The sequence below is a fragment of the Pseudomonas sp. 10S4 genome (assembly GCF_034344865.1).
In the GTDB taxonomy this organism is placed as follows: Bacteria; Pseudomonadota; Gammaproteobacteria; order Pseudomonadales; family Pseudomonadaceae; genus Aquipseudomonas.
Genome location: NZ_CP133774.1, coordinates 962,863 through 982,239, shown reverse-complemented (window position 1 = coordinate 982,239; position 19,377 = coordinate 962,863). Strand labels below are relative to the sequence as shown.

Annotated in this window: 14 protein-coding genes and 1 pseudogene; 10 read left to right on the top strand and 5 right to left on the bottom strand. The window is 60.6% G+C overall.

The features are described 5' to 3' along the window. Nucleotides 1-5 precede the first annotated feature (5 nt). From RHM58_RS04600 to RHM58_RS04585, 4 genes are all read left to right on the top strand, one after another. Nucleotides 6-740, top strand: a complete 735-nt coding sequence (locus RHM58_RS04600) for a substrate-binding periplasmic protein (RefSeq protein WP_322269765.1) — start codon at nucleotides 6-8, stop codon at nucleotides 738-740. Between the two features lie 252 nt (nucleotides 741-992). Beyond that, nucleotides 993-1,610, top strand: coding sequence for a GTP cyclohydrolase II (gene ribA, locus RHM58_RS04595; protein WP_201198195.1), 618 nt, complete (start codon nucleotides 993-995; stop codon nucleotides 1,608-1,610). Next, on the top strand, nucleotides 1,607-2,026 hold the full coding sequence (locus RHM58_RS04590) for an MFS transporter (RefSeq protein ID WP_201198194.1): 420 nt from the start codon (nucleotides 1,607-1,609) through the stop codon (nucleotides 2,024-2,026). The genes ribA and RHM58_RS04590 overlap by 4 nt, the downstream gene beginning before the upstream one ends. Next, nucleotides 2,026-2,826 carry a cobalamin-binding protein gene (locus tag RHM58_RS04585; RefSeq protein ID WP_322269763.1) on the top strand — a complete coding sequence of 267 codons (801 nt, stop codon included), beginning with the start codon at nucleotides 2,026-2,028 and terminating at the stop codon, nucleotides 2,824-2,826. The genes RHM58_RS04590 and RHM58_RS04585 overlap by 1 nt, the downstream gene beginning before the upstream one ends. Nucleotides 2,827-2,975: 149 nt before the next feature. Here RHM58_RS04585 and RHM58_RS04580 read toward each other — a convergent pair whose 3' ends face one another. The 4 genes from RHM58_RS04580 to RHM58_RS04565 form a co-directional block, all read right to left on the bottom strand. After that, complete coding sequence (locus RHM58_RS04580) at nucleotides 2,976-4,859, bottom strand: TonB-dependent receptor domain-containing protein (RefSeq protein ID WP_322269762.1); 1,884 nt, start codon at nucleotides 4,857-4,859, stop codon at nucleotides 2,976-2,978. Nucleotides 4,860-5,016: 157 nt separating this feature from the next. Next, complete coding sequence (gene dxs, locus RHM58_RS04575) at nucleotides 5,017-6,915, bottom strand: 1-deoxy-D-xylulose-5-phosphate synthase (RefSeq protein ID WP_201198191.1); 1,899 nt, start codon at nucleotides 6,913-6,915, stop codon at nucleotides 5,017-5,019. A gap of 91 nt (nucleotides 6,916-7,006) precedes the next feature. Next, nucleotides 7,007-7,894, bottom strand: a complete 888-nt coding sequence (locus tag RHM58_RS04570; protein WP_201198190.1) for a polyprenyl synthetase family protein — start codon at nucleotides 7,892-7,894, stop codon at nucleotides 7,007-7,009. Then, the gene (locus RHM58_RS04565; RefSeq protein WP_056743654.1) at nucleotides 7,891-8,133 is read right to left on the bottom strand and encodes an exodeoxyribonuclease VII small subunit; all 243 of its coding nucleotides are present in this window, start codon (nucleotides 8,131-8,133) and stop codon (nucleotides 7,891-7,893) included. Before RHM58_RS04565 ends, RHM58_RS04570 begins: the two co-directional genes overlap by 4 nt. A gap of 528 nt (nucleotides 8,134-8,661) precedes the next feature. Between RHM58_RS04565 and RHM58_RS04560 the strand changes: the two are divergent. From RHM58_RS04560 to RHM58_RS04535, 6 genes and pseudogenes are all read left to right on the top strand, one after another. Then, nucleotides 8,662-9,454 (top strand): annotated as a pseudogene (locus tag RHM58_RS04560) (YfaP family protein). A gap of 51 nt (nucleotides 9,455-9,505) precedes the next feature. Continuing rightward, a complete protein-coding gene (locus tag RHM58_RS04555; protein ID WP_322269760.1) occupies nucleotides 9,506-11,230 on the top strand; it encodes a DUF2138 domain-containing protein in 1,725 nt (574 codons plus the stop codon). Beyond that, nucleotides 11,215-11,865, top strand: coding sequence for a DUF1175 family protein (locus RHM58_RS04550; protein WP_201198186.1), 651 nt, complete (start codon nucleotides 11,215-11,217; stop codon nucleotides 11,863-11,865). Before RHM58_RS04555 ends, RHM58_RS04550 begins: the two co-directional genes overlap by 16 nt. Further along, the gene (locus RHM58_RS04545) at nucleotides 11,862-16,436 is read left to right on the top strand and encodes an alpha-2-macroglobulin family protein (RefSeq protein ID WP_322269759.1); all 4,575 of its coding nucleotides are present in this window, start codon (nucleotides 11,862-11,864) and stop codon (nucleotides 16,434-16,436) included. The genes RHM58_RS04550 and RHM58_RS04545 overlap by 4 nt, the downstream gene beginning before the upstream one ends. Before the next feature lies 1 nt (nucleotide 16,437). After that, complete coding sequence (locus tag RHM58_RS04540) at nucleotides 16,438-18,057, top strand: DUF2300 domain-containing protein (protein WP_322269758.1); 1,620 nt, start codon at nucleotides 16,438-16,440, stop codon at nucleotides 18,055-18,057. Between the two features lie 3 nt (nucleotides 18,058-18,060). Continuing rightward, nucleotides 18,061-18,876, top strand: a complete 816-nt coding sequence (locus RHM58_RS04535; RefSeq protein ID WP_201198184.1) for a YfaP family protein — start codon at nucleotides 18,061-18,063, stop codon at nucleotides 18,874-18,876. Nucleotides 18,877-18,965: 89 nt separating this feature from the next. Here the strand turns inward: RHM58_RS04535 and RHM58_RS04530 are convergent, their stop codons facing one another. Then, nucleotides 18,966-19,241 (bottom strand): hypothetical protein, encoded by a 276-nt coding sequence (locus RHM58_RS04530; protein WP_322269757.1) that lies wholly within the window; start codon nucleotides 19,239-19,241, stop codon nucleotides 18,966-18,968. Between the last annotated feature and the right edge of the window lie 136 nt (nucleotides 19,242-19,377).

Sequence of the window (19,377 nt, the reverse complement as noted above, 5' to 3'; positions counted from 1 at the left end):
TAGGGATGGCTCGACGCTGGTTGATGGTGGTTTTCGCGATGTTTTGCTCACTCGCCCAGGCGGGGGATGTCGCGCCGACGCCGTCCGTGATTCATCTGGCCAGCGAAGACTGGGAAGACTACACCGCTGCTGACGGCCACGGCCTGGGCTGGGATCTGCTGCGGGCGATCTTCGAGCCGGCGGGTGTCAAGCTGGACATCCGCACCGAACCTTACACGCGCGCCGTGGGCCTGGCCCAGCGGGGCGAAGTGGACGCCTGTGTCGGTTCCTATCGGGATGAAACCAGCGATCTGCTCTATCCGCACTGGAACTTCGACACCGATCACATCTATGCCTTGGGCCTGGCGAGCAATCCGGCGCCGACCCTCGACACCCTGGGCAACTATCGACTGGCCTGGGTTCGCGGCTACAAGTATCAGGATTACCTGCCGAACATTCACCGCTTCAACGAAGTGGTGCGGCGCACCGGAATCCTGTCGATGCTGACCCACAACCGCGCCGACTATTACATTGATGCGCTGACCGAAGTCGATTACATGGTCGCCCGGGCCAAGGATCCGTCGCAGTTTCGTCGAACCCACATCGCCGAGTTGCCATTGTTCCTGTGTTTTGCCGACAACCCCAAGGCCCGCGCGTTGATGGCGTTGTTCGACCAGCGCATGGAACGGCTGGTGAAAAGCGGCCAGTTGAAACCGGTCTTCGCCAAGTGGAAACAGCCGTATCCGTTTGGCACTGACTGAACACGGTCAATGTGGGAGCGGGCTTGCTCGCGAATGCGGTGGGTCAGTCAACATTGATGCAGGCTGATCCACCGCATTCGCGAGCAAGTCGAATCGTCGCACCGCCGCTCCCACAGGGAAATGGTGTTGTTGACGCAGTGATCAAACTTTTTGATCGTTATGCCCCATAATTCAGCCTAAGCGTCGGTTAGAACCTGCTGTTACAATGCCGCGTCTGCGAATCTCCAGTACTTATTGATCAGGAGCACACCGGTGCCTGTCGTTTTTGTCGCCGCTTCCAAGCTGCCAACGCCTTTTGCGCAATTCACCATGCACGGCTTTCTCGATGAAGAAAATGGCCGAGAGCACGTGGTGCTCAGTCTGGGTGAGTTCGATGACGGTGCGCCGGTGCTCGGCCGCTTGCACTCCGAATGCCTGACCGGCGATGCCTTGTTCAGCCAGCGTTGCGACTGCGGCTCTCAGCTTGAAGCAGCGTTGCAGGCCATCGCCCGCGAAGGCCGTGGCGTGTTGCTGTACTTGCGTCAGGAAGGTCGTGGCATTGGCCTGCTGAACAAAATCCGCGCTTACGAGTTGCAGGACGGCGGCGCCGACACCGTTGAAGCCAACGAGCGTCTGGGCTTTGCCGCCGACCAGCGTGACTACGCCATGTGCCTGCCGATGCTTCAGCACCTGGGCGTGAAATCCTTGCGTCTGATGACCAACAACCCACGCAAGGTCAAAGCCTTGACCGACATGGGTATCGTGGTCGCCGAGCGCGTGCCGCTGCACACCGGGCACAACCCGCACAACAAACTCTACCTGGCCACCAAGGCCAAAAAGCTCGACCACATGATGGGCAACGAGCATCAGGGCGAGGCAGATCGGGCGTGACCCGCGGCCAGGTTCGGCGCCGACTGTCGTTCAGCTGGTGGCAATACCTGGCGCTGGCCTTGTTGCCGCTGTTCGTGATCAACGGCGTGTTTGGCCAGAGCGAGGCGATCCTGCCGGTGCTGGCGATGCCGTTGTTCATCGCCGGTGTGGCCTCGATGTTTGTCAGCCTGAAGTTCTTTAGTGGCTATAAACATGCGCTGATCGCCACCCAGAAAGCCCTCGACACCCCTGAAGAACCTGCTGCCTGGATTACCTTGGCCGCCAAGCGTCGCACGGCGTTCCTGGCTGCCGGCCTGCCGGCGTGGATCGGTGCGCTAGCGGTGTTCGTCGGTCTCGAAGCGGTGCCACTGGTGCTGCTGGCGCTGTCGACTACGGTGCTGTTCTACCTCTACCGTATTCCGCGTCAACTCGGCTGATGCTTCGTCATTGGCTGGCGGTGTTGCTGCTCGCCGTCAGTGGCTCGGCGGCTGCGGTCGAGCGGGTGGTCAGCCTGGCGCCGTCTCTATCTGAAATCGTGGTTGAACTGGGTTCGGCAGACCTGTTGGTCGGTGTGCTGGATGCCGGTGAGCGTCCTGCTGAACTCAAAAATCTGCCTTCCGTTGGCCGCTACGGTCAGTTGGACATGGAGCGATTGCTCAGCCTCAAGCCCGATCTGCTGTTGCTCTGGCCCGGCAGCGTCGGCCCGGCGCAGCGTGAACAGCTCAAGCGGTTGAACATTCCTACCTACGTCGCCGAACCGCATAACCTCGGACAACTCACCGCACAGATTGAATCCATCGCCACACAGCTCGGCCGACCGGAGCGGGGCGTGAAGTTAGCGGCGGACCTGCGACAAAAGCTGGATAACCTGCGCCAACGCTATCGACGGGACACGCCGTTGCAGGTGTTCTATCAAGTCTGGGATCGGCCGTTGTACACCGTCGGCGGTGGGCAGATCATCAGCGATGCGCTTGAAGTGTGCGGTGCGCGCAATGTGTTTGCCGACCTGACATTGCCAGCGCCGCAGGTGAGCGTGGAGGCGGTGCTGCAGCGCAATCCCGAGGTGATTCTGGCCGGTGATCAGGCGCAGCTCGATGCCTGGAAGGCGTGGCCGCAGGTGGCGGCGGTGGCTCGCGGGCAATTGTTGTTGGTGACGGATAAAGGCCTGGAGCGGCCGAGTGGGCAGATGATCGAGGCGACGGCCAAATTGTGCCAAATCATCGCGCCGGACCAATAACCTGTGGCGAGGGGCTTGCCCCCGTTCGGCTGCGCAGCAGTCGCAATCAGGTTGATGCGGTGTGTCTGACAAAACATGGTGGCTGGATTGGGGCCGCTTCGCAGCCCAACGGGGGCAAGCCCCCTCGCCACAATTGACCGAGTTGGCCTTTAGATTTCCGGCGTCCAGGTCACCCCAAACATCCACGCCCGACCTTCCTCGCGATACCCATACTGACTGCCGTCATAGCTATACAACGCCCGGCTGTAACCCTTGTCGAGCAGGTTATCCACCTTCAAATCAAGCTTCACTTCCCGATTCAACGCCCAGCTACTTCGCAACCCAAGCAACGCATAGCCGCCCAACGGCTGCTGATTGTTCTCATCGTCGTAGCTGCCGCTGACCGCCTGCCAACTGGCGCCGAGGCTCAGTCGATCGAACTGTCGATCCAGATCCAGGCTCAATGTTCGCCGGGCACGACGGGCCAGGGTGTGACCACTGTCGCGATCTCGCGGGTCGATGATCGACACGCCGAGGTTGCTCTGCCAGCCGAACAGTTCCTGCTTTAGCGCTGCTTCGAAACCGTTGATGCGTGCCGAAGCAACGTTCTGCGGGCGGTTGTTGCTGCCGAAGATAATCGCGTCTTCCAGGTTCGTTCGGTACAGCGATGCTTCCAGTCGGCTGGCCTCGGTCAGTTGACTGCGCCATTGCAGTTCATAGCTTTTCGAGGTTTCAGGCTTCAAGTCTGGATTGCTGAAGTCCGGGTAATACAGATCGTTGAAAGTCGGTGCGCGGAAGCCTTCGCTGTAGGTCAGCAGCACGTCGTTATCCGGATTCAACGGCAGGGTGAACGTGCCGCTCCAACTGTTTTGGCCGCCGAACTGTTGATTCTGGTCCCGGCGCAGGCCCAGTTCCGTGGAGAAACTGTCCGCCTGATAGCGATGCTGGATAAACGCCGCGCGGTTCCAGCGACTGTCCTCGTCAAACGGCGTGCTGCTGTTGATCCGGTCTTCGTACCAGTCGCCGCCGAGGATCAGGCTATTGCGCTCGTTGAGCGTCAGGTCGTTCTGCCAGTTCACCGAGTCGCGGTAAGTGTTGAACACCATGCGTTCGTCGCTGAGCTTGTCGAGGGTCTTCTCGCTGTTTTCGCTGTGGCCGAACTCGACGCGGGTTTTCCACCGATCATTGACCCGCGCGTCGACATAACTGCTGACGCTACTGACGTCGAAATCGCTGTAAGGCTGCTGCTGGACGGATTTGAAGGTGGTCGTGTCGAAGCGGCCGAACGGGTTGTCGAACTCGCTTTTGCCGGTGTTATCCAGCAGGTTGGTACCGATTTCGATGTCATCGGTCAGCGCATGACTCAGGCTCAAACTCACCGATTTGTTGCGGTACTCGTCGTGATCACTGTCGCTGGGATACGACTCGTGGGTGCGATTGATCCCGGCGGTTTCATCGAGGCTGGCGCCGAGGTTGAAACGGGTTTTCTCATCGCCACCGGACAGCCCAAGACTGCGCTCCCACGTCTGGTTGCTGCCGAATCCCATGTGCAGGCGCGGTTGCAGGCCTTGTTCACCACCGCGACGGGTGAAAATCTGAATCACCCCGCCTATCGCATCGCTACCATAAATCACCGAGCGGGAGCCGCGCAGCACTTCAACGCGCTCGACTTGTTCGATGTTGATGTGTTGCAGGTTGCTGTCGCCAGACGTGGAACTGCCGATGCGCTGGCCGTCCACCAGCACCAGCGTTTGGGCCGACTTGGTGCCGCGAATGTAAATCCCCGGCAAGCTGCCGCGCCCGCCGGTTTGCCCGACCTGCACACCCGGCACCCGACGCAGCAGATCGGTAACGCTGTCCGGTTGCAGTCGGTCGATATCTTCGCGGGTGAACACCGTGTTGGCGGCGCTGCTGTCGTTGCGTGCTTCGACCTGGCGGTTGGCGCTGATCAACACATCGGGGAGCTTCAGGGCTTGGTCGCGTTCGAAGGTGTTGGCCAGGAGTTGGCCGGCCGGCAGGAGCGTCAGCGTTAAAGCGAGGCGGGAGAGTTTCATTGGCAGTCCATTGGCAATCTGCAGCGAACACACATTTGAAGGTTGCTCAAAACCAATGTGGGAGCGGGCTTGCTCGCGAAGGCGGTGGATCAATCAACATTTAAGTCGACTGACCGTCCGCTTTCGCGAGCAAGCCCGCTCCCACAGGGTTTTGCGTTTAGATGTTGAGCAGTTGCAGGCGCTGACGAATTGAAGATTCAATCCCTGCTTCATCCAGCCCGCACTCAGCCAACATCTGCGCAGGCTTGGCGTGCTCGACGTAGCTGTCCGGCAAGCCCAGGTGCAGCATCGACTTGAGGATGTTTTCCCGGGCGAGGAACTCACTGACCGCGCCACCGGCGCCGCCCATGATCGCGTTCTCTTCGATGGTCACCAGCAACTCATGGCTACCGGCAATTTCACGAACCAGTGCTTCGTCGAGCGGTTTGACGAAACGCATATCGACCACGGTCGCATCCAGCGTTTCGGCGACTTTCAGTGCTTCGGCCAGTTGCACGCCGAACACCAGCAGGGCGACTTTGCTGCCCTGACGGCGAACCACGCCCTTGCCGATTTCGATCGGTTGCAGGTCTTTCTCGATGGTCGCGTTCGGGCCGTTGCCACGTGGGTAACGCACCGCCGCCGGGCCGTTGTACAGGTGACCGGTGGTGAGCATTTTGCGCAGTTCGTTTTCGTCGCTCGGGGTCATCACCAGCATGCCGGGGATGCAGCGCAGGAACGACAGGTCGAAACTGCCGGCGTGGGTCGGGCCGTCTTCGCCCACCAGACCGGCGCGGTCGATGGCGAACAACACGTCGAGGTTTTGCACCGCGACGTCATGGATCAGTTGGTCGTAGCCGCGTTGCAGGAATGTCGAATAGATCGCCACGACCGGTTTCGCGCCTTCGCAGGCCATGCCGGCGGCGAAGGTGACGGCGTGCTGCTCGGCAATCGCCACGTCGAAATAGCGCAGCGGGAAGCGTTCGCTGAACGCCACCAAGTCGGAGCCTTCCTTCATCGCCGGGGTGATCCCGACCAGGCGCGGATCAGCGGCGGCCATGTCGCACAGCCACTCGCCGAACACACCGGAATACTTCGGCCCGCTGGCTTTCTTCGGCGCAGCGGCCGGCGCGTTCAGCGGTTCGAGTTTGGTGATGGCGTGGTAACCGATCGGGTCGACTTCCGCCGGGGCGAAGCCTTTGCCTTTCTTGGTGACGACGTGCAGGAACTGCGGGCCTTTCAGATCGCGCATGTTGCGCAGGGTGGCGATCAGGGTCGGCAAGTCGTGGCCATCGATGGGGCCAATGTAGTTCCAGCCCAGCTCTTCAAACAGGGTGCCCGGAACCAGCATGCCTTTGGCGTATTCTTCAGTACGACGGGCGATTTCCCAGGCGCCGGGCAGGCGCGACAGAACCTTTTTGCTGCCTTCACGCATGCTTGCGTAGGTGCGGCTGGAAAGGATTTTCGCCAGGTAATTTGACAAGCCACCGACGTTGCGCGAAATCGACATGTCGTTGTCGTTCAGGATCACCAGCATGTTGGCATTGACTTCGGGCGCGTGGTTCAACGCCTCGAACGCCATGCCGGCGGTTAGTGCGCCGTCGCCGATCACGGCAATCGCCTTGCGATCACTGTTTTGCAGGCGGGCGGCAATTGCCATGCCCAGCGCTGCACTGATCGAGGTGCTGGAGTGGCCGACGCCAAAGGTGTCGTACTCGCTCTCGGAACGACGCGGGAAGGCAGCGATGCCGTCCTTTTGGCGCAGGGTGCCCATGCGCTCGCGACGGCCGGTGAGGATTTTGTGCGGATAGGCCTGATGACCCACGTCCCACACCAGCCGGTCGTCCGGGGTGTCGAAGACGTAATGCAACGCGATAGTCAGCTCGATAACGCCCAGGCCGGCACCGAAATGCCCGCCGGTCTGACCGACCGTGTAGAGCAATTCCAGGCGCAACTCATCAGCCAGGGTTTCCAGCTCGGCTTCGCCTAACCGGCGCAGGCCGTCCGGCGTGTTGGCGCGGTCGAGCAAGGGCGTGGTCGGGCGCTTGCGGGGAATCTCATGAAACGTCGTGGGCATCAGGCGAATCGTTATAGGTATAGAAGAGGCGGCAGTTTACCTGATGCATCGCCCCCTGCCCACGCGTTGCTATTTTTTGGCGGATACGCTGTCAGCTGCGGCGTTCGACGATATAGCGGGCCAGGTCGCGCAGCGGCTCGGCGGCCGCGTCAAACGGTCGCAGCGCATGCAGGGCTTGATCACGCAGTTCCAGGGCGTAGGCCTTGGCGGCGTCGAGACCGAGCAGCGCCGGGTAAGTCGGCTTATCCCGGGCAATGTCGGCGCCCTGGCGTTTGCCGAGGGTTTCGGTATCGCTTTCGACGTCGAGAATGTCGTCCTGGACCTGGAACGCCAGGCCAATCGCCTGTGCATAAGTCTGCAAGGACTTGAGTTCGTCTTTTTCGGCTCGACCACTGGCCAGGGCGCCAAGTTTGACGCTGACCTCGATCAGCGCGCCGGTCTTGTGCCGGTGCATGTATTCGAGGGCTTTTTGATCAAGCTTGAGGCCGACCGAGCCGAGGTCGATGGCTTGACCGCCGACCATGCCCGCCGGGCCTGCCGCCAACGCCAGGGCGCTGACCATCTGCAAGCTGATTTGCGCATCCAGGGTGCTCAGGCGCGGGTCCAGCAGGGCGCTGAAGGCCAGGCTCTGCAAACCATCGCCGGCGAGGATCGCGCAGGCTTCATCGAATTTCTTGTGAGTGGTCGGCTGGCCGCGACGCAAATCGTCGTCGTCCATGGCCGGCAAATCGTCGTGCACCAGCGAATACGCATGGATCAGCTCCACCGCACAGGCTGCGCCGTTGGCTTGCTCCGCCTTGCCACCCAGCGCTTCGCACGCGGCGTAAGCCAGCAATGGACGCACACGCTTGCCGCCATTCATCACGCTGTAGCGCATGGCTTCATAGAGGCGTGCGAGTTCCGGGCCTGGCGCGGTGAACAGGGTGTCCAGCGCCGCATTGACTCGGGCCTGGCTGGTCGCCGAATACGCTTCAATCATTCTGGCTGATCCGCTTCGAAGGGTTCCTCGGCCAGCTCGCCATCACGCTCGAGCAGCACTTGAACCTTTTGCTCGGCCTGGGCCAGCGCTGCCTGGCAATCGCGGGTCAGACCGATGCCTTGCTCGAAAGCCGTCAGCGAGTCTTCCAGCGACAACTCGCCGTTCTCCAGTCGCTCGACCAGTGTTTGCAGGTCAGCGAGGGATTGTTCGAAATCCAGTGCAGCTTTTTTGCGGGCCATGGCGGCTATTTCCGGTTGACGTTAAACCGGCGCGACACTAGCAGACATGGGGGTTATGGGCAAATGAGCGGGGGTGTTTCGGCCACTGACTTGTGGGAGTGAACGCGCCTCTGTGGATGGAGCGCTTACCTGTGGCGAGGGGGCTAGCCCCCGTTGGGTTGCGAAGCGACCCCAAATCCAGACACCGCGACTCTTCAGGCATACCGCTTTCAGCGATTTGCGACTGCTTCGCAGCCGAACGGGGGCGAGCCCCTCGCCACAAAGTGATGTCGCTTCTGGAGGGGAGAGGAATTATTCGGCTCATTTCGTGAGCCGAATAGCCGCTCTATTCGGCTCACACCCAACAATCACCGTGAATCTCACCACAAATTAAGATGTATCTGATTGTTAAAAAACCGCCAAATGGCTAACCTTCGCGCCTTCTACGACCCATTAGTCACGGGTCTTTCTGACGAAACGCAGTTTTTTGATCTGTAACGCGCCGAGGATCAGGCGCAAGGTTTCGTTATGCATGGCAGGAGGCGTCACATGCGTTGGTTTCTTTCACTGCTGATAACGCTGGTCTGGGCCTGCGCTGCCTGGGCCGAGCCAACGGCCGAGTTATCGGAACCGGTGGGCGGCTGGCGTTATAACGGCTTGCTCGATCGCAGTGAAAACCCTCAAGTCGCCTATCCCACACCGCCCATCGACCGGGGCGTGCAGCGCAATCGCACGATGATCGAAGGCCAGCTCAAGGCCATCGGCACCCAGCGCGGGCCGCACACTCTCGGCGGTCAACGGCAATCCGCTGAATCTGTATACCGACGACGAAGGGCGTTTCGCCCGGCCGTATGCGTTTGGCGCCGGTTCCAACAGCGTCGAAGTGCGCAGTGCCGAGGGTAAGTCCCTCAAGCGCGTTCAATTCTATGAAGCCAACAACCTGCGCACTCCGGCGCGGATTCGCGTGGTGTTGGGCTGGGATGATCCAAAAGCCGAACTCGACCTGCACATCATTACTCCCGACGGCCAGCACGCGTTCTTCGCCCACACGGCGTTGACCAACGGCGGTGGCCTGGACCCGGACGGCGTCGATGGCCCCGGCCCGGAAATGTTCACCATGACCGCGCCGCTGCATGGCACCTATCTGGTTTATGTGAACTATTGGGGCAACTTCGGCAGTGAAGGCTATAACTTCGATGAGCACAGTAACCAGAACGAGGTGATTACCTCGCAGATCAACCTGGTGCTCAACGAAAACACCGTCGACGAAAAACGCGAGACATTCATCGTGCCCCTGCGGGCCATCGGTGACCTGTTGCTGGTCAAGACTTTCAACTATTAAGCATCCCGCTCCACGGATGAATTGCTGAGCTTTGGGAACATGAGCGTGAACATGAGCGATAAGACGATTTCCCCTGCCGTTCCCCCGGCCGCTGACGCACCGGTTGCCAAACCTCCACGTCGTTGGCCGGCCGTGCTGGTCGGGCTGTGCCTGGTGGCGGGTGTCGCGGGCGGGTTGGGCTGGTTCATGCACAAACCCAAAGTGCCGCTGGCGGCGTTGGCCAGTGACAAACTGGGCATGAGCCGCCCGGACGGCCTGCTGGAAACCAGTTCCCTGAGCCAATTGCCCAAGGACTTGCTGGCGGTGCCGTTCCTCAAGGAAACCCTGACCGAAGATTTCGTCTTCTATTACGAAGCCCATGTGGATCGTCTCGGTTTGATCGGCAGCTTGCGGCGGATCATTTACGAACATGACCTGAAGTTGCAGGACAGCCTGATCGTGCAGCTCTTCGATCAGCCGGCCGATGTGGCGCTGTGGCGTGGGGCGGATGGTCGCCTGAAAGACTTCTTGTTGGTGATGGATCGCGGTGGCCTGGCCAAGGTGCTGGAGCCGCTGGCAAAAGTGGCATTGGACGATACGCAACTGACCAAAGTCGGCGATGTGAAAGTCGGCGCCGACGACGTCGCGCTCTATCAACTGACCTACAACGCCACCAAGGCACTGCTGTTCGCCTCCCATGGCGACAAACTGGTGGTGCTGTCGAACCCGGCCAAGCTGTACGAAGGCGGCCATGGTCCGGTCGATGAACCGGGCATGGTCTCGACTCAGGCGCTAGAAGCACTGCTCGGGGGCCAAAAACTGTTCCCCGAAGCCTTCGGCCTGCAACCGCGCTTGCCTGAGGTGAAGCAACGCCTGTCGGTCAATTCCAGCGTTCTGGCCATGGGTTATCAGCGCTTTATCCCGAACTTCGCCGGCCTGCGTTTCGACATGGACGACAAGGGCTGGCACAGCTTCCTCGCCATGGACGAACTGGATAACCAGCCAGACTTCGATTTCAAACCGATCTGGCAAGCCATGCCGATGGGCGCCAGCGCCTGCGTAGCCTTGCCGCTGGCGGCTGAACAACAGAAACCGCTGCTGGTAAAACTCGGTGCCGAAGAAAAAGTCGCCGAGGCCCTGACCGAACACGTGGCCGGCGCGGCGGGCCTGTGCTGGTACGCCGATTCGCGGCTGTACACGCCACTGCTGGTGGTCAGCCTGAACGACAAGGACAGCGCCAAACTCGACGGCGATCTGGGCAACCTGTTCGGCTCGATGGTTGGCGCCTACGAAGGCAAGGTCGACGAGCACGCGTTCCCGGTGGTCGAGAAGCAGGAAGGCGAAACCCATCAGTGGCAGCGTCAGGTCAGTTCCAACTTCGGCCCGTACGCGGCCAAGGATGCCGAGAACCCGGACGCGATCACCGGCAAGGCGTTCATGAAAGTCAGCCTGGCCCGCCACAGTTCGACGCTGCTGTTCTCGCTCGACGACAAACTGGTCGATAAGGCCCTCGGCACCCTCGACAAACGCTTCCCGCCGCTGGCCGATGTGTTGCCCAAAGACCTGCTGATGCCGGTCTACTTCGGCCCGGATTCCATGGCGCAGCTGATGCAACAGGAAACCCTCGACAGCCTGCCGCAGGACATGGAGCCGGTGTTCTACAACGCCGCGCAAACCTACCTGATCCCGAAACTGCGCAAGCTCGGCGGTTACGGCAAATACGCGCTGACCTTGCCCAAAGGCAGTGAGCCGGACGGCCACTGGCAGTGGCTGCCGCTGGAATGGAAAGCCCTGTGACAGCACTTATCCGAGGCCTCGGCCTGCTGGCGATGCTGCTCGGCAGTCGGGCATTTGCCAATGAGGCGCCGCCGCTCGACGTGCAGCAATCCCAGGTGTTTCGCGCCTGGTTCGTGCGCATCGCCCAGGAACAACTGACCCAAGGCCCGAGCCCGCGCTGGTTTCAGCAGGACTGCGCGGGCCTGGTGCGTTTCGCCGCCAACGAAGCGCTGAAAGTCCATGACGACAAATGGCTGCGCAGCAATGGCCTGTCCAACCGCTACCTGCCGCCGGAACTGCAATTGAGCGAGGCCCAGCGCGGTCTCGCCCAGCAATGGCAGCAGGGCGGCGGCAAGGTCGGGCCGTACGTCAACGCGATCAAACTGATTCAGTTCAACAGCCATCTGGTCGGTCGAGACGTGGCGCTGGCCCGGCCCGGCGACCTGATGTTTTTCGATCAGGGCGACGACCAGCACCTGATGATCTGGATGGGCCGTTACATTGCCTATCACACCGGTACCACCACCCCTACTGACAACGGCATGCGATCCGCGAGCCTGCAGCAACTCATGACATGGAAGGACACCCGATGGATACCCGACGCAGCCAACCCCAACTTCATCGGCGTCTATCGACTGAACTTTCTCTCCCAATGATCGGTGCCCGCATGCTGCGCTTCTGCTCAAAACTGCCATTGTTATTGGCTCTGGTGCTGCCCTTGTCGGTGGTCAACGCCGAAGACACCGTCGAGCCAAGCGGCTACACGCCGGTGGCCGGTGAAAGCTTTTTCTTGCTGGCCGACAGCAGCTTCGCCAGCGACGAACAGGCGATGGTTCGCCTCGAAGCGCCGGGCCGCGACTATCGCCGGTTCCGCATGGAGCCTTATGGCGGCGCCGACATTCGCGTCTATCGCATCGACAAGCCGCTGGATTTCCTCAAGCGTCAGAAGAACCTGCACCGCGTGGTCAGTGACGGCCAGTTCAAGGGCGAAGGCCTGTCGAACACCCTCGCGTACCTGTGGGACAACTGGTACCGCAAATCTCGTCGCGTGATGCAACGAGCGTTTTCCTACGAGTCCCGTCAACAAGTCACCGAAGAAGTGCCTGAGCTGAAGATGGGCACCGCGATTGCCGCGCCAACGCCTTACGACGCTCAGCCACAATTCGCACTGATTCCGGGCTTGCCAGTTGTCAGTCAATTCCGTTATCCGCTGTGGGAAGCCAAACCGATCCAGCCGCCCGCCGGCGTGAACCTGGCCGGTTCTTCCAGTGAATTCGTCAGCGTTGCACCGGGTAACGTGTACATCCCGTTGGGTCATCTGAAACCGGGTCTGTATCTGGTGGAAGCGCTGATCGGCAAGTACCGCGCGACGACCATGGTCTTTGTCTCCAACACCGTGGCCGTAAGCAAGATTGCCGGTGATGAATTGGTGGTGTGGGCTGCGCGCAAACACGAAGGCAGTTCGGTGCCGAAGGTCAACGTGCTGTGGACCGATGGCCTGGGTGTGATGAGCAGCGGCGCCACCGACACCGACGGTTTGCTGCGGTTGAAACACGTCAGCCCCGAGCGTTCGTTCGTGATCGGTGAAGACGAAGAGGGCGGTGTTTTCGTCTCCGAGAACTTCTATTACGACAGCGAAATCTACGACACCAAACTCTATGCCTTCACCGACCGACCGCTGTACCGGCCGGGGGATTGGGTGTCGCTGAAAATCGTCGGTCGCGAGTTCAAGAACGCCCGGGATTCCGTGGCACCGACCGCTGCCGACGTCAACGTAACCGTGCTCGATGCCACCGGTACGGCGCTGCAGTCATTGGCGCTGAAGCTCGATTCCAAGTCTGGTACTCAAGGTCGTTTCCAGTTGCCGGACAACGCGGTGGCGGGTGGTTATGAGCTGCGTTTCAGCTACAAGGATCAGGCCTACAGCAGTGCCTTCCGAGTCGCCGAATACATCAAGCCGCACTTCGAAATCTCGCTGAATCTGGCCAAACAGGACTACCGCACCGGCGAACCGGTGAAGGGCAGTCTGGTGCTGCTGTACCCGGATGGCAAACCGGTGGCCGACGCCAAGTTGACCCTGAGCCTGCGCGCCCAGCAACTGTCGATGGTCGACAACGAGCTGCAATACCTCGGGCAATTCCCGATCGAGCTGACCAGCACCGAACTGACCACCGATTCCAAGGGCAACGCGACCCTTGACCTGCCGGCCGCCGACAAACCGAGCCGCTACATGCTCACCGTGTTCGCCAGCGATGGCGCGGCGTATCGGGTCAAGACCACCAAGGAAATTCTCATCGACCGTGGCGCCGCCAGCTTCCGCTTGAGCGCACCGCAACGGTTCAGTGCGGTGGGCGACAAGGTTGCTTTCAGCTACGCCAATGAAGGTGGCAGCGAGCAGAGCAAAGCCGTCACCCCGAGCAGCTACAGCTGGGTTCGTCTGGAAGACCAGACCACTGGCGACGGCAAACTCGCTGCGAAAGACAAAGGGTTCAGTATCGCTTTCGACCGTGCGGGTACTTACAACCTGACCTTGAAGGATGACCATGGCCGCGTGGTTGGCGCCACCGGTCATTCGGTCACCGGCGATGGCGTCAAAGCCGTGCCGGGCACAGTGGAAATTGTCCTCGACAAACCCGAGTACAAGGCTGGCGACGAAGCCCTGGCGTTGATCACGTTCCCGGAACCGGTCAGCGATGCACTGCTGTCGCTGGAGCGGGACAAGGTCGAGGCCACGGCGCTGCTGTCCAAGGGCGGCGACTGGCTGAAGATGGAAAAACTCAGCGAGACTCAATACCGCGCGCGGATTCCGGTGAAGGATAACTTCGCACCGAACCTGACCTTCTCCGTGCTCTACACCAAGGGCGGTCAGTACAGCTTCCAGAACGCCGGCATCAAGGTGATTACGCCGCAGATTGACGTGGCGATTGCTACCGATAAAGAGACCTATCAGCCGGGCGATACGGTGTCGGTTGACCTGACCACTCAGTTCGCCGGCAAGCCAATTCCGGCGCACCTGACGGTCAGTGTCGTGGACGAAATGATCTACGCGCTGCAACCGGAAGTCGCGCCGACCATCGACCAGTTCTTCTATCACCCGCGCCGCAACAACGTGCGCACCAGCGCCAGCCTGTCGTTCATCAGCTATGACGTTGCGTTGCCGGGCAGCCCGGGCGCACCGGGCAAAGCCAACCGCAGCGAACGGGGCGTGAAAGTGCTGGAGCGCCCGCGTCGTGAAGACGTCGACACCGCCGCGTGGCAGCCAGAATTGATTACCGACGCCAACGGCAAAACCCGCTTCACCTTCAAAATGCCGGACTCGCTGACTCGCTGGCGCATCACTGCCCGGGCGATCGCCGATGACGGCCAGGTCGGGCAGAAGAAGCAATTCGTTCGTTCGGAAAAGCCGCTGTACCTGAAGTGGAGCGGCCCGACCAAATTCCGCACTGGCGACAAACCGGATCTCGGTGTGTTCGCGTTCAGTCAGGCCGAGAAACCGGTCAAGGCTGAGCTGGTGATCCATTACGGCGGCGCCGATCAGCGTGTGCCGGTAACCCTAAACAACGGCATCAACTACATCGCGTTGCCAGCGTTTGCATTGGCGAGCGGCGACTGGACCGCAGAACTGGTGCAGGACGGTAAAACCGCCGATGCCCTGGCTGTGCGCCTGACCGCGACTGGTGAAGGTTGGCAGGTGACTCAGAGCCAGGTTGTAGACGCGCTCAGCGGTGACACAGCGCTGACCTTGCCGGCGGATGCGACGGATATTCGCCTGCGCCTGGATGACAGTGCGCAAGCGCTGTTCCGTTCGGCACTTGATGATTTGCTGAGCTATCCGTACGGCGGCGTCGAGCAAACCGCCAGCCGTTTGTTGCCACTGAGCATTGCCTATCCATCGCTTTCGTCGAATCCACAGGTTCGCGATCGCTTGCGCCTGATCATGCAAAACAGCCGTCTGCGGCTGGTGCAAATGGCCGGGCCTTCGGCGAGTTTCACTTGGTGGGGACAGGACGGTGAGCCGGATGCATTCCTCACCGCTTACGCCTATTACGCCGACTGGTACGCCAGCAAAGCGCTGGAACTGAGCTTGCCGCCGGAGCACTGGCAGCGGGTGTTGGAGGTTTATTCGAAGCAGGCCAAAAACACACCGCTGTTGCAGCGGGCACTGATCCTGTCGTTCGCCAAACAGATGCAATTGCCGGTGAACACCCTGCTCAGCGGTTTGATGGATGACCTGGCGAAGGCCGGCGACGGCAATGCCGCAAACCTGATGGACGATGGCGAAGACAGCATCGTCATGAGCGATCCGGATTCGGCGCTGGGGTTGGCGGCGGCGCGGGCATTGACTGCATCGCTGGCGCGCCAGTCCAAGGTCACTCTGCCGGACGCGTTTAATCGTCAACTGACGGATGCGCAGCAACGGTTGGCGGTCAGTTCGCAGCCGTTTGCCGAAGCGCTGAACCTGTCGCTGCAAGCTTTCGATCAGGCTCACGCGCAAGCGTTGTTGCAACGTCTGCTGCCACAGCAATCGACCCTCGAACGCGCGTTGGCGTTGAGCTGGTTGCAACGCAGTATCGAGCAAGCTTCGCCGACCATCGCCCTGGCGCCGGGTGAAGGCTGGAAGAAACGCTACGGTGATACCGGTGAGATGTACTGGACATGGCAGGGCGCTACGCCGGTGCCGGCAGCGTTGTCGCTGACCGGGACCCAGGAACGTCCGCTACGCGCCGCGCTGAGCTACCAGACCAAACAACCGGCAATCGACCCGATGGCTGTGACCATCACCCGTCGTCTGTCGCGTTTGGTGCCGGGTGACGAAGCGTTCGAATTCAAACTTGAAGCGGTCGGCACCAAGCCGTTGTCCAGCGACAGCCTGTACCTGGACGAAGTGATCATCACCAGCAAAGCGCCGAAGCCACTGCGCTACGGCATGATCGAAGTGCCGCTGCCGCCGGGCGCTGACGTTGAACGCACCACCTGGGGCATCAAGTTGATGGGCAAGGCCGGCACCGAACCGACAGCGCTGGAGAAGGCGCGTTTCGAGCCAGGTCAGATGGCTTACGCGATTCCCGTGGACGCCTTGAGCGGCGAATTGCGCGTACGTCACTTGGTGCGCTTCTCGCAGAAAGGCCAGTTCAACTTGCCGCCGGTGCGTTTCACTCAGATCTACGCGCCACAGCATCAGGCTCAGGAACAGAATCCGGCGCTTGGCCAGGTCACGGTCAACTGACATGACTAGGCCTCTGGTCTGGCTGCTGCTGTGTGTGATCCCTGCGCTGGCGACGGCGCAGGACGAACCGCTGCGGCTGGGCTTCAAGGGGGAATTGCTGTCGTTGAGCCGGACTCAATTGATTTCCCGCGAACCGTTGCCTGACTCTTTGCAAACGCCACTGGGTAGTCTGTGGAAGTTGTTTGTTTATGGCTGGCTGGTGGATACCGGCGCCCATGAATCGCCCTATGAATGTCGCGGGCAGTCGAAGGAAGAAGTTTATTGCTGCACGGCTGGCGGCAAGATTGGCCGTGATCAGGCGTTGGTGAAGTCTTGCGGGTTGTACTTTGAACCTGCGCGATTGGGCATTGCTGGTGCTGAGTGGCGGGCATATTGGCAGTTAAGGCAGGCACCGGAGTGGTTGCTGAACTTGCCATCGTTGCAGCCTTCCACCCGAGTTTCAGTCGCTGAATTGCTCAAGGTGCTGGCCGTGCTGCCGGCGCAGGATCAAGCGCGGCGGGTGTTGCTGGACGTGGTGTTGAACGCCGCTGACGGCAACGTCGTGGGTGAACTCGGCGGCCGGTTGCGGGTGAAAACCTGGAGCTGGTTGGGCGATCAGGACCCTTCGTCGCGTCAGGGCGGGTTCGCCGGTTGGACGGTGGATGGCACGCCGATCTGGGCCGGTGGGCGTGGGACCAGTCAGATGGTTTTGCGTAATTACGGTGGGGCGTTGGCTTCGGTGTTACCGGTGGATTGGCCATTGGATGCGGGGCGTTGTGTTGAGGTGGGGCTGTTTTCTCGCTATCCGATCAGCCGCGTTTTGGCGGGGGATCGGGTTGCTGACTCCGGGCCGTTGCAAGGCAACTATCGCGTCGAATTCGCCAGCGGCAATCAACTGGATATCCACAGCGACGGCGAACTCTTTCTGCTGAAAGACAAGCTTGTTGCGCGCCTTGATCGCGAAGAATACGTCGCCCGCGTCCTGCAACGAGAAGCCAAGTCCGAACCTGTTGAGGCCGCCAAAGCACTGGCCATCGCAATCAGAACCTACCTGCTGCAAAACGCCACCCGCAACGGCGACTGCCTGAGCATCGACGACAGCAGTAGCCGCCAACGCGTCGCCCCACGCCCGGCCACCTCAGAATCGCGCAACATCGCGGCGTGGACCAGCGACCTCGTCCTGGCCGGCAGCACCGTCACGTATCACTCCGACCAGCCGGGCCCGGACAAACTCTCCTGGCAGCAAGCCGTCGAACAAGCCAACGCCGGCCAACGCTACGACGCCATCCTGCTGCACGCCTACCCGCGCGCCAGCCTCAGCCGCTGGGACAACCCGGTTGCTTCCTGCGAAGCGTTGCCCGCCGCGCAAGACTGGCTGCTCAACCAGCGCCGCGGCTGGCGCCAACGCCTCGAAAACGAAGTCGGCTACAACGAAATCAGCACCTTCGCCGTCTGCCGCCTCGCCTTTGGCCGGCCTTTTGTCGACCGCGAACGCCAACGCATCTACGTGCGCGGCGTGCAGTCACTGCAAGACCGCCTCGACCTGACCCACGAATACCTGCACCTGGCCTTCGAAGCACACCCGAACGGCCAGGATGAAACCTACATCGAAGGGCTCGCCCGTCACCTCTTGCTGGAATAGGCCATGAAACTCAGTTATCCACAGGTCTTCCTGTTCCTCTGCTCCTTCTGCGTACTGCCGACGACCTTCGCCGCCGACGCCGCCGTCACACTCGACACCCCCGTCGGCGGCTGGCGCACTGGCGCAGTTGAAGGCGAAGGCGAAAACTACCGCCAGACGGTTAACTATCCCGCTTCCTCGGTAAACACACCGGTCGGCCAGGCCAATACCGCGCGCATCAGCGGCCAGATAAAAGCCACACCCAAGACGGGTGAGCCTGGCCGATTGATCGTTAACGGCATCAGCATGCCGTTGAAAATCGACGCCTCTGGACGCTTTGATCGGCCGTACTCGTTTCCGAATGGCAGCAACAGTGTTGAAGTTCGTAGCCCGGATGGCCAGCAGCGGCATCGCACGCAGTTTCTACGCGCCAGTGGCGGGGCGACACCGGCCAAGTTGCGGGTGTTGTTGTCGTGGGACAGCGACAACACGGATTTGGATTTGCACCTTGTGACGCCGGATGGTGCGCACATCTGGTACGGCGATCGCGTGGCACCTAACGGCGCGGCGCTCGACGTCGATGTCACCACGGGGTATGGCCCTGAAATCTTCTCCATGCCGGCGCCGATCAAAGGTCAATATTTGATCTATGTGAACTACTTTGGCGGCGGGTATCGCAGCGATGACGAAGGTCAGGCGGACGCGGTTCAGCCGCTGACTACGGCGCAGGTGACGGTGATTACGGAGGAAGGGACGCCGAACGAGAAGATGGAGACGTTTGTGGTGCCGATGCGGGCGGTGGGGGAGTTGACGTTGGTTAGGGCGTTTAGTTATCCGTGAGGGGGATTGTGCAAGTAGCTCTTGCACAATTGAATTGGGGATCACACCTCCCTGCTAAAGACGGCCCATCTTGCTCGCCATAGAGCGGCTCACCTAGCGAATTGGTGCGTGTACTTGATCACATGGTCAGGAAACAACTCTTCATAAAAAGCAGTGGGAATGCCGAGGATACTTATCTCGATGCAATCGGGCAGAAGCTCTTCAGCGTAATCCAGAATGGCGACTCCCATAGATGGAATAACCAAGCCTGCTTCGGTTTTTACTGAAAGGGCCAAACCGGACTGGTCGAAGTGATTTGTGCGGCACTCGTTTTGAATAGCGGGATACCCAGTGGTTGGCTCGAACTGGCCGAATGCAACGCCCATGGGAGGATCTCCACTCTCCAGCGACGAGTAGCCAACCAAAATCAATCCGCTATAAATCGAAAATCGCGCCATCTGATCGCCTAGTGCTTGCCGTAGCATTGGATATATATGGTGTTTATCACTTGATTAGCTTGAA